This is a genomic window from Bartonella alsatica (assembly GCF_013388295.1).
Classification (GTDB): domain Bacteria; phylum Pseudomonadota; class Alphaproteobacteria; order Rhizobiales; family Rhizobiaceae; genus Bartonella; species Bartonella alsatica.
The window spans coordinates 1-20564 of the sequence record NZ_CP058235.1 but is presented as its reverse complement, the minus strand read 5'-3'; the positions used below and the strand labels follow the sequence as shown (position 1 = coordinate 20564).

At 36.7% G+C, this 20564-nt stretch carries 22 protein-coding genes and 1 tRNA gene; 6 read left to right on the top strand and 17 right to left on the bottom strand.

Annotated elements, in window-relative coordinates:
- Positions 1–196 precede the first annotated feature (196 nt).
- Positions 197–1543, top strand: a complete 1347-nt coding sequence (locus HWV54_RS00115) for a D-alanyl-D-alanine carboxypeptidase (RefSeq protein ID WP_005865398.1) — start codon at positions 197–199, stop codon at positions 1541–1543.
- Positions 1544–1575: 32 nt separating this feature from the next.
- The gene (locus HWV54_RS00110; RefSeq protein WP_005865400.1) at positions 1576–1854 is read left to right on the top strand and encodes a hypothetical protein; all 279 of its coding nucleotides are present in this window, start codon (positions 1576–1578) and stop codon (positions 1852–1854) included.
- Between the two features lie 875 nt (positions 1855–2729).
- On the opposite strand, the gene HWV54_RS00105 is transcribed toward HWV54_RS00110, so the two are convergent.
- The 6 genes from HWV54_RS00105 to folE form a co-directional block, all read right to left on the bottom strand.
- Complete coding sequence (locus tag HWV54_RS00105) at positions 2730–4124, bottom strand: L-serine ammonia-lyase (protein ID WP_005865401.1); 1395 nt, start codon at positions 4122–4124, stop codon at positions 2730–2732.
- A 352-nt stretch (positions 4125–4476) separates the two neighbouring features.
- Complete coding sequence (locus HWV54_RS00100; RefSeq protein ID WP_005865404.1) at positions 4477–5157, bottom strand: nitroreductase; 681 nt, start codon at positions 5155–5157, stop codon at positions 4477–4479.
- Positions 5158–5514: 357 nt separating this feature from the next.
- The gene (locus tag HWV54_RS00095; protein ID WP_005865406.1) at positions 5515–6009 is read right to left on the bottom strand and encodes a hypothetical protein; all 495 of its coding nucleotides are present in this window, start codon (positions 6007–6009) and stop codon (positions 5515–5517) included.
- A gap of 125 nt (positions 6010–6134) precedes the next feature.
- Positions 6135–7331 carry an alpha/beta hydrolase gene (locus HWV54_RS00090; protein ID WP_040296448.1) on the bottom strand — a complete coding sequence of 399 codons (1197 nt, stop codon included), beginning with the start codon at positions 7329–7331 and terminating at the stop codon, positions 6135–6137.
- Positions 7332–7515: 184 nt separating this feature from the next.
- Positions 7516–7600: transfer RNA gene (locus HWV54_RS00085), tRNA-Leu, on the bottom strand.
- 136 nt (positions 7601–7736) lie between these two features.
- A complete protein-coding gene (folE, locus tag HWV54_RS00080) occupies positions 7737–8357 on the bottom strand; it encodes a GTP cyclohydrolase I FolE (protein WP_005865411.1) in 621 nt (206 codons plus the stop codon).
- 123 nt (positions 8358–8480) lie between these two features.
- Between folE and HWV54_RS00075 the strand changes: the two genes are divergently transcribed.
- From HWV54_RS00075 to thrS, 3 genes are all read left to right on the top strand, one after another.
- Entirely contained in the window at positions 8481–8909 is a 429-nt protein-coding gene (locus HWV54_RS00075; RefSeq protein ID WP_040296380.1) for an iron-sulfur cluster assembly scaffold protein, read from the top strand.
- Positions 8910–9263, top strand: coding sequence for a membrane protein insertion efficiency factor YidD (gene yidD, locus HWV54_RS00070; RefSeq protein WP_005865415.1), 354 nt, complete (start codon positions 8910–8912; stop codon positions 9261–9263).
- Positions 9264–9382: 119 nt separating this feature from the next.
- Positions 9383–11359, top strand: a complete 1977-nt coding sequence (gene thrS / locus HWV54_RS00065; protein WP_005865417.1) for a threonine--tRNA ligase — start codon at positions 9383–9385, stop codon at positions 11357–11359.
- Positions 11360–11404: 45 nt separating this feature from the next.
- Here thrS and HWV54_RS00060 read toward each other — a convergent pair whose 3' ends face one another.
- The 5 genes from HWV54_RS00060 to HWV54_RS00040 all read right to left on the bottom strand — a co-directional run bounded on the left by HWV54_RS00060 (position 11405) and on the right by HWV54_RS00040 (position 15280).
- The gene (locus HWV54_RS00060; protein ID WP_005865419.1) at positions 11405–11908 is read right to left on the bottom strand and encodes a MerR family transcriptional regulator; all 504 of its coding nucleotides are present in this window, start codon (positions 11906–11908) and stop codon (positions 11405–11407) included.
- A 194-nt stretch (positions 11909–12102) separates the two neighbouring features.
- Positions 12103–12429, bottom strand: a complete 327-nt coding sequence (locus HWV54_RS00055) for an integration host factor subunit alpha (RefSeq protein WP_005865420.1) — start codon at positions 12427–12429, stop codon at positions 12103–12105.
- A gap of 77 nt (positions 12430–12506) precedes the next feature.
- Positions 12507–13481 (bottom strand): beta-ketoacyl-ACP synthase III, encoded by a 975-nt coding sequence (locus HWV54_RS00050; RefSeq protein ID WP_005865422.1) that lies wholly within the window; start codon positions 13479–13481, stop codon positions 12507–12509.
- Positions 13482–13530: 49 nt separating this feature from the next.
- Positions 13531–14601: a phosphate acyltransferase PlsX gene (gene plsX / locus HWV54_RS00045; RefSeq protein ID WP_005865423.1), complete on the bottom strand. Its 1071-nt coding sequence runs from the start codon at positions 14599–14601 to the stop codon at positions 13531–13533.
- A gap of 115 nt (positions 14602–14716) precedes the next feature.
- Entirely contained in the window at positions 14717–15280 is a 564-nt protein-coding gene (locus HWV54_RS00040) for a YceD family protein (protein ID WP_005865424.1), read from the bottom strand.
- Between the two features lie 223 nt (positions 15281–15503).
- Between HWV54_RS00040 and HWV54_RS00035 the strand changes: the two genes are divergently transcribed.
- Complete coding sequence (locus HWV54_RS00035) at positions 15504–15983, top strand: outer membrane protein assembly factor BamE (RefSeq protein ID WP_005865425.1); 480 nt, start codon at positions 15504–15506, stop codon at positions 15981–15983.
- Positions 15984–16036: 53 nt separating this feature from the next.
- Here HWV54_RS00035 and nusB read toward each other — a convergent pair whose 3' ends face one another.
- From nusB to glyA, 6 genes are all read right to left on the bottom strand, one after another.
- Complete coding sequence (nusB, locus tag HWV54_RS00030) at positions 16037–16507, bottom strand: transcription antitermination factor NusB (RefSeq protein WP_005865426.1); 471 nt, start codon at positions 16505–16507, stop codon at positions 16037–16039.
- A 2-nt stretch (positions 16508–16509) separates the two neighbouring features.
- Positions 16510–16968 (bottom strand): 6,7-dimethyl-8-ribityllumazine synthase, encoded by a 459-nt coding sequence (locus HWV54_RS00025; protein WP_005865427.1) that lies wholly within the window; start codon positions 16966–16968, stop codon positions 16510–16512.
- A 67-nt stretch (positions 16969–17035) separates the two neighbouring features.
- Positions 17036–17653, bottom strand: a complete 618-nt coding sequence (locus tag HWV54_RS00020) for a riboflavin synthase (RefSeq protein WP_005865428.1) — start codon at positions 17651–17653, stop codon at positions 17036–17038.
- Positions 17635–18762, bottom strand: a complete 1128-nt coding sequence (ribD, locus tag HWV54_RS00015) for a bifunctional diaminohydroxyphosphoribosylaminopyrimidine deaminase/5-amino-6-(5-phosphoribosylamino)uracil reductase RibD (protein WP_040296381.1) — start codon at positions 18760–18762, stop codon at positions 17635–17637. The genes HWV54_RS00020 and ribD overlap by 19 nt, the downstream gene beginning before the upstream one ends.
- Positions 18755–19237, bottom strand: coding sequence for a transcriptional regulator NrdR (gene nrdR / locus HWV54_RS00010; RefSeq protein WP_005865430.1), 483 nt, complete (start codon positions 19235–19237; stop codon positions 18755–18757). Before nrdR ends, ribD begins: the two co-directional genes overlap by 8 nt.
- A 13-nt stretch (positions 19238–19250) precedes the next feature.
- A complete protein-coding gene (gene glyA, locus HWV54_RS00005) occupies positions 19251–20564 on the bottom strand; it encodes a serine hydroxymethyltransferase (RefSeq protein WP_005865431.1) in 1314 nt (437 codons plus the stop codon).

Here is a 20564-nt window from a genome sequence, read left to right as displayed (position 1 = left end):
CTTTCATAACTATTGCAATACCTGTTTGAAAAAAAAGGAAAAGTTTCTCTTAGGATTAGATTTAGGAAAAAATGATAACTTCCGAATAATTTCTGTAATAAATTAGTAATATCATTTGTCTAAATTGCTTCAAAAAGCTTTAGTAAAGGGAAGCTTTACAGAATTTTCAGAGTAAATGGAGAAATAGGATATCGCAGTGTATATTAACTATCCCAAAATTGCACGTTGTTTCAAAAAGGTAGCAATTGTTTTTGTTTTTTTAGCTTTTTCTTACGCTTGGGCATCAGCTACTCCTCAAGGAGCCTATCCTGATAAGTATGCTGCTATTGTTATAGATGCAAATACAGGAAAAACTTTATTTCAAGCCAATGCATCGCTGAAGCGTTATCCTGCTTCTTTAACAAAAATGATGACGTTGTACATGCTTTTTGAAGCTATGCATATGCGTCGTGTAACACCAAATACACCAATCCCTGTCTCACATTACGCAGCAACACGCCCCCCAACAAAAATTGGATTTAAGGCAGGCCAAACAATTTCTGCAGAATCAGCAGCTAAAGCTCTCATTACAAAATCAGCAAATGATGTTGCCACTGCTATTGCGGAATATCTTGGTGGCAGTGAAAAAAAATTCGCTCGAATGATGACAGCTAAAGCTCGAAAACTTGGCATGACCCATACACATTTTGCAAATGCTTCAGGACTCCCGGATATACGTAATTATTCCACAGCACGAGATATGGCCACTTTATCATTAGCCCTACGCAAACATTTTCCACAACAATATAAATTATTTAAAACAAAAAGTTTTACTTTCCGTGGACATAAAATTAACACCCACAATAAACTTGTTAAAATGATGAAGGGAGTCGATGGAATTAAAACAGGTTACACACAAATGTCAGGCTCTAATTTAGCATCTTCAATGCGTCTTGAAGGACGCTCAATTGTTGCTGTCGTTATGGGAGGTAAATCATCTACAGCACGCGACGAACATATGGCTAACTTATTGAGCCAATACTTACCAAAGGCCAGCCAGATGAAAAATAATGGATATTTAATGACTTCTGTACACTATAACTTACCTACTGGTACCAACATTCCTATCCCCCTTATTAAAGCTGAGCCAACCAATCTTGATGACGAAATTTCTACCATGTTGACAGCGTTTACAGAACAATCTCGAAATTCTAATACTGCAATAACCGCCGTAAATCAAGCAATTATACCCATTCCTAACCCTCAAAAAACCATATCCGTTGAGACTAGAATTGTTACAGCCTCTTTAACTACAAATGCCGGATGGGCTATCCAAATTGGTTCACTTTCTGATAAAAAACAAGCACAGACTCTACTTTTAAAAGCAAAAAATATAGCTTATACGGCCCTAAAGAATGCATCTTCACATATGCAGCTGTTTGAAAAAAGTGGACGTAGTTATTATCGTGCACGATTTGTAGGTTTTCAATCAAAAAAAGCTGCATTCAACGCTTGTGCTACGTTAAAGAAAGCAAATTTTAACTGCTATACTGTAGCTTATTAAAAGTTTTTGAATTCTGCGTTAAGGATAGTATCATGACACATAATGCTCTTGCTTCATCCCATAAAAAAGAAAGATTATTGAAGCAATCATCTTTTCTTTCATTACGTTCTCTTCATGATGCTATAACAAAACTTGCTGGTTTAAAATATACTTCAGCTACATTAGACACGCAATCTCTTGTTAACCTTCTCTTGTGTCAAATAATACGTAATCGCCGTCTTACAATGCCTCCTGTACGTATTCATTTACGTGTTGCAAGTCAAACAGGCAATGTACCTATTAAAATTCATCTAGGTGCAACAAATATTTAATTTTGTAGATAATTTTCACAAGAATTATTTTTTTAATAACAGTATTTAAACATTGCTTACAATCTTAAAAGCTTCAGTAAACGCCCTTTTAGCTTGAATTTATGATAATTTATTTTTTTAGTTTTCCAACTTATTTATTAACTTTCTAATAAAACTATCTCTTTAAAAAAACAGGAGATACCAAATATAGGTTTATTTCTGGACTTTATCTCAGATTATCCTTGATATTTTCTCACGAAAAAGAAATTATTCTATTGGAAGCTACTTTCACGCGTTGATTGAATATTGACGTAATAACTCCATGAAAAAATATTCCTCAAGAACGTGTAAATTTACCTATGCAATATAAATTTTGTACAAAATATCTTAATTATTTTCTAAACTCAGATTTTTTTGAAAATACAAAATAACTTTAGAATATAATTCTTTACATACCTCTCCCTCATACCTCGCAGTCACTTATAAATCGTAGCTGCCGCCAGGAGGTTAGGCGCTGTCATTATATTTATTAATAGCTCATAGTATCATAACAATCCTTGCTTTCAAGTAACTTTCTGCACGCATACCACTCCACCTATTGCATTGCAATTAAATGAATACTGCTATTATTGGTGATAATAATCGGAATAGAAATATTTTCTCATTTCGAACCCATCTTAAAATGAATCAATAAAAATCATTTGCTTATACAACACACGTAGAATAGTCATGTGAATGAAAACTATTTAAGAAAGAATTCACCCCCCCTATAAACCACCTTAATACAAAAGCAGTTTACAATATATAAGAGCTAACAAATATAATAATAGCACCTATCTGTACTTTTATAAGTAGTAAATAACTCATAAAGAATTTATCAATATCCATTACATCCTTTAACAGGATATTGCATTGACTGCAAGGCCAGATTTACTCGTTTCTTTATAACATTCACTCATATCGTATCCAGTCTGGCGCATTGTTTCTATACAAGCATCAAGAGAAACAAAATGATCCCCATTACCATGTAAGGCAAGAGAAGAAGCTGTCACCGCCTTAACAGCACCCATTGCATTGCGTTCAATACAAGGAACTTGCACAAGGCCTGCAACTGGATCACACGTCATTCCCAAATGATGCTCAAGAGCAATCTCTGCTGCATTTTCGATTTGAGCTGGTGTACCACCCAACGCAGCTGTTAATCCCGCAGCTGCCATTGAAGATGCCGTCCCTACTTCACCTTGACATCCCACTTCTGCACCAGAAATAGAAGCATTATGTTTGATGATACCACCAATAGCTGCTGCCGTTAATAAAAAATTATGTATTCCTTCTCGATCTGAATCATCATAAAATTGAAGATAATAACGCAAAACTGCAGGCACAACACCAGCTGCCCCGTTCGTTGGTGCTGTAACCACACGACCACCAGCAGCATTTTCTTCATTAACTGCTATGGCATATACAGACAACCAATCATTTGCCAAAAGCGGATAATTAAGATTTTTCTTTTGATTTTCCAAAAGTGTTTGGTGCAGCTTTTTAGCACGTCTTGGAACATGCAATCCACCTGGTAATTCACCTTCCTGTGAAAGACCTCTATCAATGCAATCCGTCATAGCCGAAAATATATCATCAAGCCCAGTATCAAGAGCAGAACGTTTTATCTTCGTCTCTTCGTTCACACGCTTCATTTCAGCAATTGAAAGTCCTGATTTTTCTGCCATTGATAACATTTCATAGGCCGATTTAAAAGGATATGGCACTTTAGATATTCTTGACTGTATACTACTATTCATATGGTTTAATTCATCCTCAGTCATAACAAAACCACCGCCAATAGAATAATAAATCTGCCGTAAAAGAATATTTCCGTCAGTATCAAGCCCTTCAAATGCAAGCCCATTAGCATGACCAGGTAGAACTTTTTGTTCAAAAATAAGATCATTTTGCAAATTAAACTGATAAGGGGGATGGCCTTCTGGTTGCACTTTTTTTTCACGTGTAACCTTTTCTAACAAGTTTTCCATACAATCAGGATCAATAGTTGAAGCCTTTTCTCCTAAAAGTCCTAATATAATAGCTTTATCTGTAGCGTGGCCAACTCCTGTAAAAGCCAAGGAACCGTAAAGATAAACACGTATATGAGAAATTTCAGCTTCAAATGGTTGAGAAAGATTTCGCGCAAGAATCTCTTCCAAAAACATATTAGCTGCCGTCATCGGCCCCATTGTATGTGAACTGGAAGGGCCAATACCAATCTTAAAAAGTTCAAAAACAGATAAAAACACACATCACCTCAAAACTACATACAGTTTAAGTATATGGCTTCTGTTATCACGCTTGTCCCATTTAAAATCAAATTGTAAGATAAACTAAAAAAATAACTGCAATAAATACGAACGTCGCTCGTCTTGCTACCACCCAACACTTACTTTCTAGAACGCTTTCCATAGCTAACCTTCAAAAACGAACATAATTTAAAATAATTTCTCTCTTAATATTTTAAGCGTAGTAAAATAAATATTAACATGCAATATTAAAGTTCAATAAGAATCAGATGTCCCCAGTGAAATATTTTTACAATACCCCACGTTCTTAAAAATTTACGCTTACTTACGCAAAAATATTTCTATGGATATATTAAATAAAGCGTACAAAATTCTCGATTGGTTCTCGTTCAGTCTCAAAATTATTTTCTGGAGCATTCATATCACGATAGCCAAGTGCCATACCACAGATAATATTCTGATTAGAAGGCACAGATAAAAGTGTACGAATTTGTTTATGATAATCAGCAAAAGCAGCTTGGGGACACGTATCTAATCCAAATCCACGTGCTGCTAACATAATGGTTTGCATAAACATACCCAAATCAAGCCAGCTTCCCATTTCCATGTCGTTGTCCATTGTAAACAAAAATCCCACAGGTGCACCAAAAAATGAAAAATTACGCGCTTTCTGGTGAAGGATTTTTTCCTGTTCACCCTTTTGAATTCCAAGGCTATTATAAAGATCCATACCAATCTTTCGGCGCCTTGAAAGATAAGGCTCACGCCATTGACGTGGATAATAATGATATTCACGCTCTCCTTTCACACCTGAAAGTGCAAGCTGTGAAAGCTCTTCTCCTAGCTTCTGCAATACATCCCCTGTAAGAACAATGACTTGCCATGGCTGGAGATTAGTTCCAGAAGGTGCACGGGCTGCAAATTTTAAAATTTCCTTAATTGTTTCCTGTGAAACTGATTGATTAGTAAAAGCGCGAATCGACTTACGTGACAGAATACATTGGAAAATATCAATAGGAAAATTATCTGTCATTATTTTACTTTCTCTAGAGGTACAATTTTATTTTTTATTGCGCAAAACCTATTACTTTGATTAGCATTTTAAACATGAAGGATACCTAAATAAAAATGAGGGAATAAGATTTTTCAATAGACTCTTATAAAGCGCATTTTTTTGCCAAATTTTTCTAAGGTCCGTTTATAAAAACTATTCAAAGTTTTAGCAAAAGAGTCAATAATTTTATGACTAAAGCAATCGGAGAATTTTATCGTAAAAATCTTACGAAAATTTTAGCCCCTTTTTTGAAGAAATTATAATCTTTGTTATTGTACTATTTGAGATAAAATTGGAAATATTTTTATTAACGTATTTTTTTCAAAAATCTAAGCTTTAACATTCTTTTTCAAAAAGATGCGGGCTTTCAACAATAAGCTTTTCTCGTGCTTTTTGTAACTGCTTAATGACTTCATCAATTTTTGATGGAGAATAAAGAGATTCTTGGCTATCCAATAAATGCTGCTTTTCCTTCCTCTCATAAAAACATTGCAACTGAGATTGCAATATTCTAATTTCTTGAAAAAAAAGACGTCCGGATTCCTTAAAACCACTATTAAGTGAAAAAAGTTGATCGGAAATTGATAGTAACATTTGTTTTAAAAAGCGCTCATTTTCTTGACGTTTACGATATTCTAAAATAAGAGCATGGCTTATCTCATCCAGCTGTTTTTTTGTAGAATCAATTTGACGCAATAAACTTGGTTTTTCCCCCATATTATCTTCTCTCGCCTTCAAAAGTATAGCATGAATACCTAATAATTTAACTGCGGAATGAGATAAATAATCAACTAATGTAAGCGTATTGGTAAAGCGCCTTCGTGCAACCATTATGAACTCACCTAATGACTGTTTTTTACATTCATTCCACTATTCATTTTTTATTTTACAAAGCCATTCTAAAGAAAGTGCTAAAAATGTTGTTCACAATTCATTTATATTTAGTGATTCCTCATTCATTTCACATTTAAATGGGGAGCTAGCGGAGATAACAAACGCACAGGTGCATAAAGAATAAGATGTGTTGTTTTCTCCAACACACTGCTACTATCAGCAAGAAGCGCCTGGCTAGGTGATAATTCCGTACCCTGCATAATTGTTGAAGCCAAAGAACCTTCTCGAGAAAGCGCCATCAACGTTGGCGAAGACGCGAAAACATTATGTGCTCCACCATCAACATAAGAAAAATCGAAAACAGTTATTCCATTTTTACGCAACATTTCAATATCTGCACCATCCCCCACACGATGATGCCCACCCGTAAGACGCCCCACAACAGCAAGAGCTTTATCTGCACGAGATACCAAAATGGCGGTTGGTTGAGGCAATTTCTTAATATCATTAAGTTGACGTTCAAATACATCAACATCAATGTCCGGCGCGGCCATTAAAAGACTTGTAATACGACGAATAGGTTTATATTTTCCCTGTAATGCTAAAGTTCTAAATGCTTCCATTATGACGAAATTGCCCATAGAATGGGCAATAACAGAAATTTGATCAGCATTCGTTTCGCTAAGAAGTGTTAAAAGCTCTACCAATCCATCGCGCGCGAAATTGGCGCTATCACGATCATAAATGTAAAGGGGTACTGATCCAGCAGAAGGCCACGAATAATGTACAGAAACAACATTTAAAGAATAATCATATGTAAACTGAGCTGTACGAAATGTACCATCTGCAAAATTGTTGTTATAGCCATGAATAAAAAGAAAAATCTCCCTTTTTCCTTTTGCTTTTTTTTCTAAAGCAGCATTTAATTGCTGCTTAAACTGTTCTTTGTTATCGTATTTTTGTAATGCCACTGCTGCAAAATACTTATCGTGAGTAGGTTTATAAGCATTTATTTCAACAATACCCTTCACATGTTTTTGAGGTATTCCCACATCGATGCGATTATAGTGTACTTTATTTGATCGCTCTGCTCCATAAGGTTGAGAATAGTTTTTTTGCATCATACGACTTGTTGCAACATACACTGGAACAATAGCTTTTGGAAGAATCTGCCTCTCTTCAACTTCCTTTTGTACTTCAATCATAGATGGTGTTGCATGTATCCCATGCCAAAGTACAGCACGCGATTCGCTACATGCTGTCAATAGAGATATGCAAATAAAGAATGCTAAATACTTTAAAAATACCGCGCCTCTCACTCTACCACCCACTGAGCCTTCTTAAAAAGATTTAACACTTTAAATTTACAGGAAAAAATAAAACCTCCACCGATCTAAAATAAGAACACACTACAGATAATACACAAAATTCTCTCGTTGTAATGCATAAAATAGACTCCCCCTTAAATATAAAGCGACTCATAGTTGCTACAAAGAACCTTAATGGTGCGGTCGAGAAGAGTCGAACTTCCACGGGTTGCCCCACAGCGACCTCAACGCTGCGCGTCTACCAATTCCGCCACGACCGCACGTAGTGAACAAACACATCAGCTTTTTGGCTTTAACAAATCACAAAGTAAGGTACAAGCCTATTTTCGCGTTCCCATGATTTATTTTACTTGAATAACTTATAACCCAATATAAAGTACTAGAATACAGGTCTTACTACGATCCTTGAACCATCATCATAAAGTTAGTCTGTACAGCTTGGTCTTTTTTATAACAACCATGAAAACATGTCGTAATCGTTGTAGTCCCCTGCTTTTGGATCCCCCTCATAGCCATGCACATGTGCTCAGCCTCAACCAAAACCGCAACACCACGAGGCTTCAGATATACTTCCAAAGCATCAGCTATTTGAGCTGTCATAGCTTCTTGAGTCTGTAAACGACGAGAAAAAATGTCTACAACACGTGCAATTTTTGAAAGTCCGACAATCTTTATATCAGGAAAATACCCAATATAGGCTTTTCCAACAATTGGAATCATATGATGCTCACAATGTGAATAAAAAGGGATATTTTTTACGATTATCGCTTCATTGTATCCTGAAACTTCTTCAAAAACCGTATCCAAGGTCTCTTCAATCGATTTACTGTAACCAATAAAAAGCTCGCGATATGCTTTAGCTACACGTTCTGGGGTGTCTAAAAGCCCTTCTCGATTTGGATTTTCTCCTACCCATAAAAGCAATGTACGAATCGCTTCTTTCACCTCTTCTAAGCTTGGGTGCTTTTCACCAGGTAAAAATGGATCTATCGTACCTCCTTTAACAACATTATGCATTTAGAAACTCCAAGCTTACCCCATAAAGCATTTGCTATTGATCTATTTTATTTTGTATAATCTCTATTTAAGCGAATTAAAAGCTTAAACAATTACGACTGTCGAAATTTTAGGCAATAGCGCATAATGGACAATATCTATAGTGATAAAATACTCAAATATGCAGCACATATAAGTAGAATTGGGCAGCTTCATAATCCAGATGCAACGTCAAAAAAACGTGCACATCTTTGTGGTTCGATAGTCACTGTAGATCTAAAAGTAAAAAATGACATCATTACAGATTTCGCTCACGAAGTGCATGCATGTGTATTAGGGCAGGCCTCAGCTTCACTTTTAGCATCTCATATCATCGGACAAACAACACAAAATATTAAAATATTACATAAAATTGTCTATGATATGTTAACAAAGGATGGTCCACCTCCTCAAGCTCCCTTTGAGGCATTTTCTTGCTTACAGCCCATTAAAGACTACAAAACACGTCATGCTTCCACAATGCTTCCATTTGATGCAATCGTAGATTGTATTGAGAAAATAAAGAAAAATTAAATGCTCAAACCACAGCCTCTCAAAAAAAAGAAACAAACTCGAAATTATATGGGTCCTTGGCGAAAAACGCCTGGGCGATTACTTGGCATTTTCTTAATACGTTTCTATCAAATAACACTTTCTAGTTTTATAGGAAATCAGTGTCGTCACGTACCAACTTGTTCAGAATATACTTATGAAGCAATTGCACGCCATGGGCTGTGGGTTGGTTCGTGGTTGGGGCTTTTCCGTATCATACGTTGTGGTCCATTTGGAACATATGGATTTGATCCAGTCCCTACTTTTCTCGGAAACTCTTATTGTTTTTACAAACCTTGGCGTTACTGGAAAATTTATAAAAAACACACCAAATAATTCTTTTCTTTTTTCATGCGTATTGATAAAAAAATAATCTATAAACTTTAATTAATGGTTATTAAACTTTTATAAAACCATCCACCATCTCTGGTGGAATTGGATTAAAGGGGTATTTTATGTCTTGCTCTGTTTCTCTTTCTTTTCCTGATGGTTCAAAACGTGACTACCCCACCGAAATGACTGGTTTAGAATTAGCAGAATCTATTTCTAAATCACTTTTAAAAAAAGCAGTGGCCTATAACCTTAACGGAATCACTCGAGATTTATCAGATCCATTAGGACAATCTGGTCAAATAGAAATTATTACTCGAGAAGATCCACGTGCTCTTGAACTCATACGCCATGATTGTGCACATGTCTTAGCTGAAGCAGTACAGGAACTTTTTCCTGAAACGCAAGTGACAATTGGCCCTGTTATTGAAAATGGTTTTTATTATGATTTTGCACGTCAACAACCTTTTACATTAGATGATCTCTCCATCATTGAAAAGAAAATGCGTGAAATTATTCAGCGCAATAAAGCTTTCAAAAAAGAGATTTGGTCTCGTGAAAAAGCAAGAAAAATTTTTTCTGAAAAAGGTGAATTTTATAAGGTTGAGCTTATCGATAGCATCCCTGAAAATCAAGATTTAAAAATCTATTATCAAGGTGATTGGTTTGATCTTTGCCGTGGACCACATATGCAATCTACTGGACAAATTGGAAATGCCTTCAAATTGATGAAAGTCGCGGGAGCTTATTGGCGTGGTGATGCCAATAAGCCAATGCTAACGAGAATTTATGGCACGGCGTTTGCGAACGAAAATGATTTAAAATCCTACCTACACATGCTAGAAGAAGCTGAAAAACGTGATCATCGCCGCTTGGGACGTGAAATGGATTTATTTCATTTCCAAGAAGAAGGACCGGGAATGATTTTTTGGCATAAAAAAGGCTGGAGAATGTTCCAAAATTTGATCAACTATATGCGCAGACGTCTTGATGATTATCAATATGCTGAGGTTAATGCACCACAAGTTCTCAATAAATCACTTTGGGAAATATCTGGCCATTGGGAATGGTATAAAGAAAATATGTTCAAAGCAATTCCAGCAGCTGAGGATTTGAATAATGAAAACATTTTCGCTCTTAAACCAATGAATTGTCCTGGTCATGTACAGATTTTTAAACATGGTTTAAAATCTTATCGAGATTTGCCTATTAGACTCGCTGAATTTGGTCTTGTTCATCGTTATGAGCCTTCAGGCTCTTTACATGGTCTTATGCGTGTACGTAGCTTTACACAAGATGATGCGCATATTTTTTGTACAGAGGAACAATTAGCGGACGAATGTCTCAGTATTAATGATTTAATCTTATCAACCTATGCTGATTTTGGTTTTAAAGAAATTATCCTTAAGCTTTCAACACGTCCAGAAAAACGAGTTGGATCTGACGCATTATGGGATCATGCGGAAAGTATCATGAAGTCCGTTCTCAAAACTATTGAGACAAAATTTGCAGGACAAATCAAAACAAGTATTCTACCAGGCGAAGGCGCATTTTATGGTCCAAAATTTGAATATACATTGAAAGATGCTATCGGTCGTGAATGGCAATGTGGAACAATACAAATAGATTTCAATCTCCCTGAACGTTTTGGAGCGTTTTATATCGGTAAAGATTCAGAAAAATGTCAACCTGTCATGATTCATCGGGCCATTTTTGGATCAATGGAGCGCTTTCTTGGTATATTAATCGAAAATTTTGCTGGACATATACCCCTTTGGCTTGCACCTGAACAAATTATTGTGGCAACGATTACATCAGAAGCAAATGAATACGCAAAAAAAATAACCGCGAGACTTAAAGCTGTTGGACTTTCCGCGACATCAGATCTCCGTAATGAAAAAATTAACTATAAAATACGTGAACATTCTTTACAAAAAGTGCCTGTAATTTTGGTATGCGGTAAACGTGAATCGGAAACAAATAGCGTAAACATGCGTCGTTTAAGAAGCACAGAACAAACCTTCTTGTCCATAGAAGAAGCGATTAAGCAACTCACGGATGAAGCAACTCCACCAGATTTACGTCATTTAATAAACGCCTAGAGTAAGCTAAAAGATGAAAAAACTATAAAGCGGGAAGAAGCATCGTTATCGTGCTCTATCAAGTACACGTTTACATTCAATTAATTCAAACAATGTTTCTTGCAATAATGCTTTATCAGTTTTATCTTTGTAAGCATTAACAGAACCGACAGATGCTTCACCCTCGTTCCTCATAAAACTCAAAAGTCCAAAAGAAGATTTTTTAGGCTTATTGTTGCTAAGTTCAGAAGCTTGTTTCAAATGTTTTTTTTCCATTACAATATTCATAGCATCAAGACTGCCATTACCAAATGCAGCAACAAAAGCAACACCATTCTCCTTCAAAAGACGCTGTACACCTTTTATAGTATAACCTTGATCATACAGTAACTGCTTAATACCATTAAGCAAATCAACATCAGCTGGACGATAATAGCGCCTCCCTCCTCCACGTTTCATTGGTTTAATCTGCTTAAAACGCGTTTCCCAAAATCTCAAAACATGCTGCGGAAGCTCCAATAACTCAGCTACTTCGCTAATTGTGCGAAAAGCATCAGAGCTCTTATCCATTTTGCAACACCTTATCTAAAAAACACTACGAATGATTCAACAAAGATTCACTGATTCCTATTTTCTCAACAAGATTGGACAAAAATAGGTCTAGACTTATCTACATTTCAACTAAAAAGCCTTTTTCTTAATAAACATATAAAACTAGATCTTATACAATCTCTTTTAACAAATACCAAACATTGTAACAGCACTTATTCATGCGAAGTCATTTTCTGTCTTGTGCGATGCGAATCTAGAATTCTTTGTTTAAGTATATTTGCAGCCTTAAATGTCACTACACGTCGCGGTGGAATAGGCGCTTCAATACCAGTTTTCGGATTGCGTCCAACACGTTCATTCTTATTGCGAACTTGAAAAGTAGCAAAAGAAGATAATTTAACTGCTTCACCTCTCACCAATGAATTACAAATCTCTTCCAGAACCAATTCAACCAAAGCCGCTGATTCAGTGTGTGACAAGCCCACTCTTCTACAAACTACGCTCGCTAAATCTGCACGCGTTACTGTCTTACTTGTCATTATACCCACCTATTCAAATATTAAAAATTACAAAGTGTCTTATACGTTTTATTCAAATATGGTCAAGCGACTATAATCTACCAACGAATAAGAATTGCCCCCCATGTAAACCCGCCTCCCATAGCTTCTAACATGATGAGATCTCCTTTTTTAATTCTTCCATCACAGATAGCTGCTGTTAAAGCCAATGGCACTGATGCTGCAGAGGTATTACCGTGTTGATCAATAGTAATCACAACTTTATTTATGGCAATTCCCAATTTTTTTGCTGATGCTTCAATAATACGCTTATTAGCTTGATGAGGTACAAACCAATCTAATTGTGAAGAATCTACACCCGCAGCCGAAAAACAATCATCAACCACATCCGTTATCATCCCAACCGCATACTTAAAAACTTCCCGCCCTTCCATGCGCAAATAACCCGTTGTTTGCGTTGTTGAAGGACCACCATCAACATATAGCTTATTTATATACGCGCCATCAGAGCGTAATTTCGTGGACAATATACCACGATCAAAAGCAACTTCCCCCTCACTTTTTTGTGCTTCCAAAATAGCAGCACCTGCACCATCACCAAATAAAACACATGTCGTACGATCTTTCCAATCTAAAATGCGAGAAAATGTGTCAGAGCCGATAACTAAAATTCTCTTAGCAGCACCGCAACGTAAATAAGCATCTCCTGTTGTTAAAGCAAAAATAAAACCGGAGCAAACAGCTTGAATATCAAAAGCGAATCCATGGTTCATTCCCAAAGCACGTTGAATTTCAACAGCAGAGGCAGGAAAGGTACGATTCGGAGTTGAGGTTGCTAAAATAATACAATCAATATCCTTTATTGTTAAACCGGCATTTATAAGTGCTGCTTGCGCGGCTTCAACTCCTAAAGAAACAGTTGTTTCATTGTCGTTGGCTATATAGCGTCGCCGTATTCCTGTACGCTGAACAATCCATGAATCTGACGTTTCAACAAATTTCGCAATCTCATCATTCGATAAGCCTTTTTTGGGCAAGGCACTCCCTACACCACACATAATGGATCGAATCATTCGTCCTTAACCTTTTCCTCATATCTTCTACTTATATTACAAAAGCTTATCATAATATTCCCCCACCCATTGTTGCTTCATTTTCTTGATCAAAAAGTGTTTCTTTATTTTCATGAAACCATCGTAAATCATCGGTTATTTTTTTTAATAGTCCATTATTAACCATCTCATAACCAACGCGGATAGCAGAAGCAAAACCGTTAGCATTAGCACTACCATGACTTTTTATGACAACTCCATTCAAACCTAAAAGCACCCCACCATTGACTCTATCGGGATCCATTTTGTGTTTTAGGGTACGAAAAGCACTTCGTGATAAAAAATAACCAAGAGATGTTAAAAAAGAACTTCGCATAGCAGAGTTTAAAATCTCTGCTATCTGCCGCGCAGTTCCCTCCGCAGTCTTTAAAGCAATATTACCAGAAAAACCTTCCGTTACAACAACATCTACAGTTCCTTTTCCAATGTCATTTCCTTCAACAAATCCCTTATACTCTAACCCTTCTAATTGCACTTTCCGCAATATCATTCCAGCCTTTTTAATTTCATAAAGACCTTTAACTTCTTCAACACCCACATTTAAAAGCCCAACAGTTGGTTTTTCAGTGTGATATAAAGCACGAAACATACCTGCTCCCATAACCGCCAAATCAACCAACTGGCTAGCAGATGCACCAATCGTTGCTCCAATATCCAAAACAATACTCTCACTGCGAAGTGTTGGCCAAATACCGGCAATCCCAGGACGCTCAGCTTCTGCCATCATCTTTAAACAAAAATAAGACATTGCCATGAGTGCACCCGTATTACCCGCAGAAATGCAAGCATCAGCTTCACCATTTTTTACCGCTTCAATTGCATACCACATTGACGATTTACCGCGTCCGTTGCGAAGTGCTTGACTTGGCTTCTCATCCATACGCGTATAGCTTTCTGTGGAATAAAAGCGCGACACAGAAGCCAAACAAGGGTATTTTTTTAAAACAGGCTTAACAACTTCTTCAACCCCATAAAACAGAAAATAAATATTTGGCAAATATTTTTGTACAATTGCTGCTCCTGCAATAATTGCTTCTGGACCATAATCACCGCCCATGACATCCACAGAAATTCTAATCACGCCTGCATATCCCATATCTTTTCATTCACGCTTTTAAACGCCTATTACAACTTTTTGCTATTAGAACAACAAAAAAACATATCGCACGAAAATAATTCCGCAGAAAATAATGTTCCTACAACTGTTTCCAACTTCTCAAAATGGAAAATGGCGATAATTTTGGTTCAGCTTTTTCTAAATTTTCAATCACATCCATCTTTACTCCTTCTTTGCGTGGATAATGATTAATAGATAACTCAAAAAATTCTTCCATGACTGCACCAATATCAATTTTATCACCATAGAACACTTCTGGTGTATCTAGCCCCTCCATATCTATAAACAATTCTCCCGTATTCTCCGATATTTTTGGTTTGATCAAATTTGAGTCTTCAGGGACAAAAACAACCTCAATATTTTCATGAAGAACACTTTCTAATGGTTCTAATGTAACAACACATAACTGTATTATACGTGCTCGCAATAGACCTTTTATACGTACACCGCGTTTTTTCCACGAAAAAATATGGAATTTTCCTTCACAAGATTTTACTTCAACTAAAGCATGATTTTTAGCTAAATGAGCACATTCTTGCTGATTTGCACAAATATGAACCCTTATACCTTTAAAAGGTAATGAACGTACCGATATTGGATAAGCCAAAGCAAATGTCATTTGAGAAACATTTTGAACATTCATTGGCAACTCCCGAATAGGAAAAGATGTAATGTATTGCGCTTTTATTTAGCCAAAATATATTTCAATCATTTTTTTCTTTTCTAAAGAAATTCTGTATGGCATAATTCACTTTATAACAGGGAAGCTCAATGTAAGCTATGGCAAATTAAGCTAAAATGAGAAAAATTTGAGGTTGCCTTCTTCTAGTGTATCTAAGTATAAAAGGGAGATATCATTGTTTCAAATGCCCCATATAGTGGATTTAATCAGGTGTAAATTATTGATTGGTCTATCAATAGCAAGCATGCTAGCGGTTGCGAGTTGTAGTATTCTTGATTCCTCAGGTACAAGGCAAATATATCAAGAAGGTTACATTCTTGATAAAAATGCTCTTAATTCTATTTCCCCTGGTTCAAGCCAAGAGCAAGTTCTTCTCACATTAGGAACCCCCTCGCTAAAAACAAAATATGATAATGAGGTCTTTTATTATATCTCACAAACGCGTTACCGTGGAATGCAATTTATGAAAACAAAAATTATTGATCGCAAAGTTTTGGTCATTTACTTTAACAAAAACAACCAGGTTACTAAAGTAGCTAAATATGGTTTAAAAGATGGGCAAGTGTTTGATTTTATTGCGCAAACAACACCAACCGCAACAAAAGAGCAACCTTTTTTACTTCAAATTATAAAAGGCCCCGCGAACTTACCAATCCATAACTAAAGTTATAACAGCTTGCATACAATCCTGATATTATCAGGATTGTAACGCTACTCTTAAGTGCGAACTTTTTTTGCTATGCTGTCAAGAACTGCATTGACAAGCTTTGGTTCATCACCTTCAAAAAATGCCTTTGCTATATCCACATATTCATCCATAACAACAGCCACAGGCACATCTAGGCGATTGATTAACTCCCATAAACCTGCACGTAAAATTGCGCGTAATATAGAATCAAGACGGGAAAGTGACCACTCTGCAGAGAGCTGTTGATGGAGCATAGGATCAAGCTGTTTTTGATTCTTTACAACACCAGTAATAATAGCCAAAAACCACTGAAAATCAGCATTAAGATACTGATCTCCATCAATATCTTTTCCTAGACGATAAACCTCATATTCTGCTGCTGTTTCCATCACTCCAGAACCAACTATATCCATTTGATAAAGTGCTTGAACTGCAGCGAGTCTTGCTGCTCCACGCTTATTAGCTAAACGGGGAGAATCTCTCCCTTTCATATCAGACATATTTACTGATTATCTCCAAGTCTCTTTTTTAGAGCGATCATACATAAAGCAGCTTCAGCAGCAAAACTACCTTTATTTTTTTCAACCTTTTTTACTCTCTCCCATGCTTGTCCTTCATTTTCAACAGTCAAAATACCATTTCCAATAGCCAAATGTTTATGAACAGTTAAATCCATCAATGCACGACAAGAATTATTGGCGACAATCTCAAAATGATATGTTTCACCTCGAATGACACACCCAAGCGCGACATAACCATCATATAAAAACTTACTCTCTTTTTCGGAAAAAGCTATTGCACCTGGTATTTCTAATGCTCCCGGAACTGTCACAACATCATAGCTTGCTTCAGCTTTTTGCAAGGCACTTATGGCACCTGCCAAAAGTGCATCAGAAATTCCATTATAAAAACGAGCTTCGATAATCAATACATGCGACTTTTTACGTATTTCTTTTACCATAACAGAATCTCACAAAAATTAAGCTTATAGAGCAAACAAATCTAAACACCATAGATAAAGTTTCTGCTTATTCATCTTTTATTTTAAAGCCAGAAAATTTAACAGCGTAACGAGCAAGCTGATCAATCTCTAAATTGACCTTATCTCCAATTTTCGTTTGTCCCCAAGTCGTTACTTCAAGTGTATGGCGAATAATAAGAACATCAAAAATACAATCCTCAATACAATTTACAGTCAAAGATGTCCCATTAAGTGCAAGAGAACCTTTATTGACAATAAAGGGCGTAAATTGTTTTGGAACTTGTAGAAAAAAACGAATCGCATCCCCTTCATTCTTCTTATCAATAATCTCAGCTAAACCATCAATATGACCAGAAACCAAATGTCCTCCCACTTCATCACCCAGTCGTAGCGATCGTTCTAAATTAACAAAAGTTCCTTTTGTCCATTGCATAAGATTAGTCAAACGCAACGTTTCTTCCCATGCTTCTACCGAAAACCAATTGCTTTTTGCTTGTTTTGATCCCCGTTCAACAATTGTGAGACAAATCCCTGAACATGCAATTGACGTGCCAATTTTTAAACTATCTATATCATAGCATGTAGAAATTTTTAAACGTAACCCTTGCTTTAAAGATTGAACATCTTCAACACAACCAATATCACTTATAATCCCTGTGAACATAATGTCTTACGTCTCCATTTATAAAAACGGTCATTTCCAAACATTCTTGTTTCAACTTCATGAAACTGCGAAAGATAATTTCCAAAATGAGGTGCCTCAATACGATTTTTTCCTAAAATAACGGGTGTATAAAAGCATATCAAATGATCTACACAACCAGCATTTAAAAACTTTTCACCTGTCTTTACACCTCCCTCAAGTAAAACACTATTGATTCCATGTTGATAAAGCAGCTGTAAAATAGCAAAAGGTGGCATGAAACCATTGTTCATTTCTACTGAGTACACAGACACACCATAGTGCTCTAATGCACTTTTTTTTCTTTCCGTTGAAAGATTTATATCACAAATAACCCATGTAGGAATTTTTGTTGCCGTTTGAACAACTTTCGCATCAACTGGAATACATAAATCTGCATCTAAAATAATACGTGTAGGCGAACGCATCTCCATCCCTGGCAAACGACAACTCAATTGTGGATCATCTGCTAATATAGTACCAATACCAACAAGAATAGCATCATTCTGAGCACGTAGAATATGCGTATGAGTGTGAGAAATCATTCCACTAATTTTTATTCTACCCTGCCCCTTTTTTCCCACACCATTATCAGCCGAAATTGCCATTTTAAGAGTAACAGCACAACGTTGCAGTTTCCTTATACACCAATGAGTACACAAAGTTTCAAAGGCTTCTTCAGCTAAAACTCCCTCAACAACCTCAATACCAGCTGCACGTAAAAGAGCAATACCACGACCATCAACCCGCTTATCTAAATCAGTAAGAGCAATCACAGCCCGAGAAATACCTGACTCAATAAGTGCATTTACACATGGCGAAGTTCTTCCATAATGCGAACAAGGCTCTAAAGTAATATAAGCAGTAGCACCGCGTGCTAAGGAACCCGCCATACGTAAAGCTTGCACTTCAGCATGAGGCCTTCCATGAATGGCCGTTACACCATAGCCAACAATAAATGTACCCGCACCATTATCATTTTGTACAATTAACGTACCAACCGAGGGATTCTCACCTGTAAGACCGACGTGACGTTCTGCCAAACGGATAGCTGCAGCCATAAACCGCTCATCTTGCACTTTTTTATTCATCAAAACGAAATTCTATATCCGTTATACCCTTTGATAATTCGTCTATAACATCGTGAAAATCGCTTGCATTACGAAAATCTCGATAGACAGAAGCAAAACGGATATAGGCAATATCATCAATTCTTTTCAATGCTTCCATCACAAGATGCCCAATTTTTTCGGAAGGAATTTCTGGTTCTCCCAAACTCTCAAGTTGACGTACAATACCAGAAATCGCTCGTTCAATATAATCAGGATCAATATTACGTTTACGTACAGCTATATCAACTGACCTCATCAATTTATCTCGATCAAATGGCTCGCATCGACCACTTTTTTTAGACACCAAGAGTTCACGTAACTGAACACGTTCAAAAGTTGTAAAACGACCACCACAAACGGAACACACACGCCGACGACGAATAACTGCTCCCTCCTCTGAAGGACGTGAATCTTTAACTTGTGTATCCTCATATTGACAGTAAGGACAGCGCATCTCTTTTGTGTCCTTAATAAGTGCTAAGATAAGAGTAAAGAGGAAATTGATTCGTTATATCTTTCACCTTTTTCTTAACAGCCATTTCAACGAGACTATTATCCTCATCGCTTTTTGCTAGCTTAAGACCATCAAGAACTTCTGAAATCAATTCTCCAATTTGAATAAACTCTTTTTCTGTAAAACCACGTGTCGTCGCAGCAGGTGATCCCAAACGAATTCCCGATGTTATAGACGGAGTTTCAGGGTCAAAAGGAATTCCATTTTTATTACAGGTAATATGCGCCCGTCCTAAAGCCAATTCAGCACGTTTTCCTGTGATATTTTTGGAACGCAAGTCAACCAACAATAAATGATTATCTGTACCACCAGAAACAATATCAAAACCATTCCTCTGTAATGTTTTTGCTAAAATTTTAGCGTTGGCAATAACATTAGCACTGTAACTCTTAAAAGAAGGCTGCAAAGCCTCCGCAAATGCAACAGCCTTAGCTGCAATCACATGCATTAGAGGACCACCTTGAAGACCAGGAAAAATTGCTGAATTAATTTTTTTGGCTAAAAGCTCATCATTTGTTAATATCAAACCACCTCGAGGACCACGCAACGATTTATGCGTTGTAGTCGTTACAATGTGTGCATGTGGAACAGGAGAAGGATGAACCCCGCCAGCAACTAAACCAGCAATATGAGACATATCAACAAGAAAATAAGCACCAATTTCATCTGCAATTTCACGAAACCGTCTCCAATCCCACAGGCGAGAATAAGATGATCCTCCCGCTATAATAAGCTTAGGCTTATGTTCTTTTGCAAGGCGTTCAACTTCCTCCATATCAAGAATCTGATCTTCTTGACGCACATCATAGGAAACAACACCAAACCATTTTCCAGACATATTGACAGATGAACCGTGCGTAAGATGACCACCAGAATTTAAATTTAATCCCATAAATGTATCGCCAGGCTGGAGTAAAGCTAAAAACACAGCCTGATTCATTTGACTACCAGAATTAGGTTGAACATTCGCAAAAGCAGCACCAAAAAGCTGTTTTGCTCGTTCAATTGCTAAATCCTCAACGACATCAACAAACTGACATCCCCCATAATAGCGCTTTCTCGGATAACCTTCTGCATATTTATTTGTTAAAATCGATCCTTGTGCCTCAAGAACCGCTCTTGAAACAATATTCTCCGAAGCAATCAGCTCAATTTCATGTTGTTGGCGCTCAAACTCCCCCCTAATCGCATCAAAGACTGCGATGTCAACGGTTTGTAAATTATCATTAAAAAAGCGCTTTTGTATGTCATTTTCTTGCTGAATCAT

Bases quoted from the DNA above. Each gene is read 5' to 3' on its own strand.
- HWV54_RS00110 (WP_005865400.1), top strand. From the start codon at position 1,576: ATGACACATAATGCTCTTGCTTCATCCCATAAAAAAGAAAGATTATTG.
- HWV54_RS00100 (WP_005865404.1), bottom strand. From the start codon at position 5,157: ATGACAGATAATTTTCCTATTGATATTTTCCAATGTATTCTGTCACGT.
- HWV54_RS00095 (WP_005865406.1), bottom strand. From the start codon at position 6,009: ATGGTTGCACGAAGGCGCTTTACCAATACGCTTACATTAGTTGATTAT.
- folE (WP_005865411.1), bottom strand. From the start codon at position 8,357: ATGCATAATGTTGTTAAAGGAGGTACGATAGATCCATTTTTACCTGGT.
- yidD (WP_005865415.1), top strand. From the start codon at position 8,910: ATGCTCAAACCACAGCCTCTCAAAAAAAAGAAACAAACTCGAAATTAT.
- thrS (WP_005865417.1), top strand. From the start codon at position 9,383: ATGTCTTGCTCTGTTTCTCTTTCTTTTCCTGATGGTTCAAAACGTGAC.
- HWV54_RS00060 (WP_005865419.1), bottom strand. From the start codon at position 11,908: ATGGATAAGAGCTCTGATGCTTTTCGCACAATTAGCGAAGTAGCTGAG.
- HWV54_RS00055 (WP_005865420.1), bottom strand. From the start codon at position 12,429: ATGACAAGTAAGACAGTAACGCGTGCAGATTTAGCGAGCGTAGTTTGT.
- HWV54_RS00050 (WP_005865422.1), bottom strand. From the start codon at position 13,481: ATGATTCGATCCATTATGTGTGGTGTAGGGAGTGCCTTGCCCAAAAAA.
- HWV54_RS00040 (WP_005865424.1), bottom strand. From the start codon at position 15,280: ATGAATGTTCAAAATGTTTCTCAAATGACATTTGCTTTGGCTTATCCA.
- HWV54_RS00035 (WP_005865425.1), top strand. From the start codon at position 15,504: ATGCCCCATATAGTGGATTTAATCAGGTGTAAATTATTGATTGGTCTA.
- nusB (WP_005865426.1), bottom strand. From the start codon at position 16,507: ATGTCTGATATGAAAGGGAGAGATTCTCCCCGTTTAGCTAATAAGCGT.
- HWV54_RS00025 (WP_005865427.1), bottom strand. From the start codon at position 16,968: ATGGTAAAAGAAATACGTAAAAAGTCGCATGTATTGATTATCGAAGCT.
- HWV54_RS00020 (WP_005865428.1), bottom strand. From the start codon at position 17,653: ATGTTCACAGGGATTATAAGTGATATTGGTTGTGTTGAAGATGTTCAA.
- ribD (WP_040296381.1), bottom strand. From the start codon at position 18,762: ATGAATAAAAAAGTGCAAGATGAGCGGTTTATGGCTGCAGCTATCCGT.
- nrdR (WP_005865430.1), bottom strand. From the start codon at position 19,237: ATGCGCTGTCCTTACTGTCAATATGAGGATACACAAGTTAAAGATTCA.
- glyA (WP_005865431.1), bottom strand. From the start codon at position 20,564: ATGATTCAGCAAGAAAATGACATACAAAAGCGCTTTTTTAATGATAAT.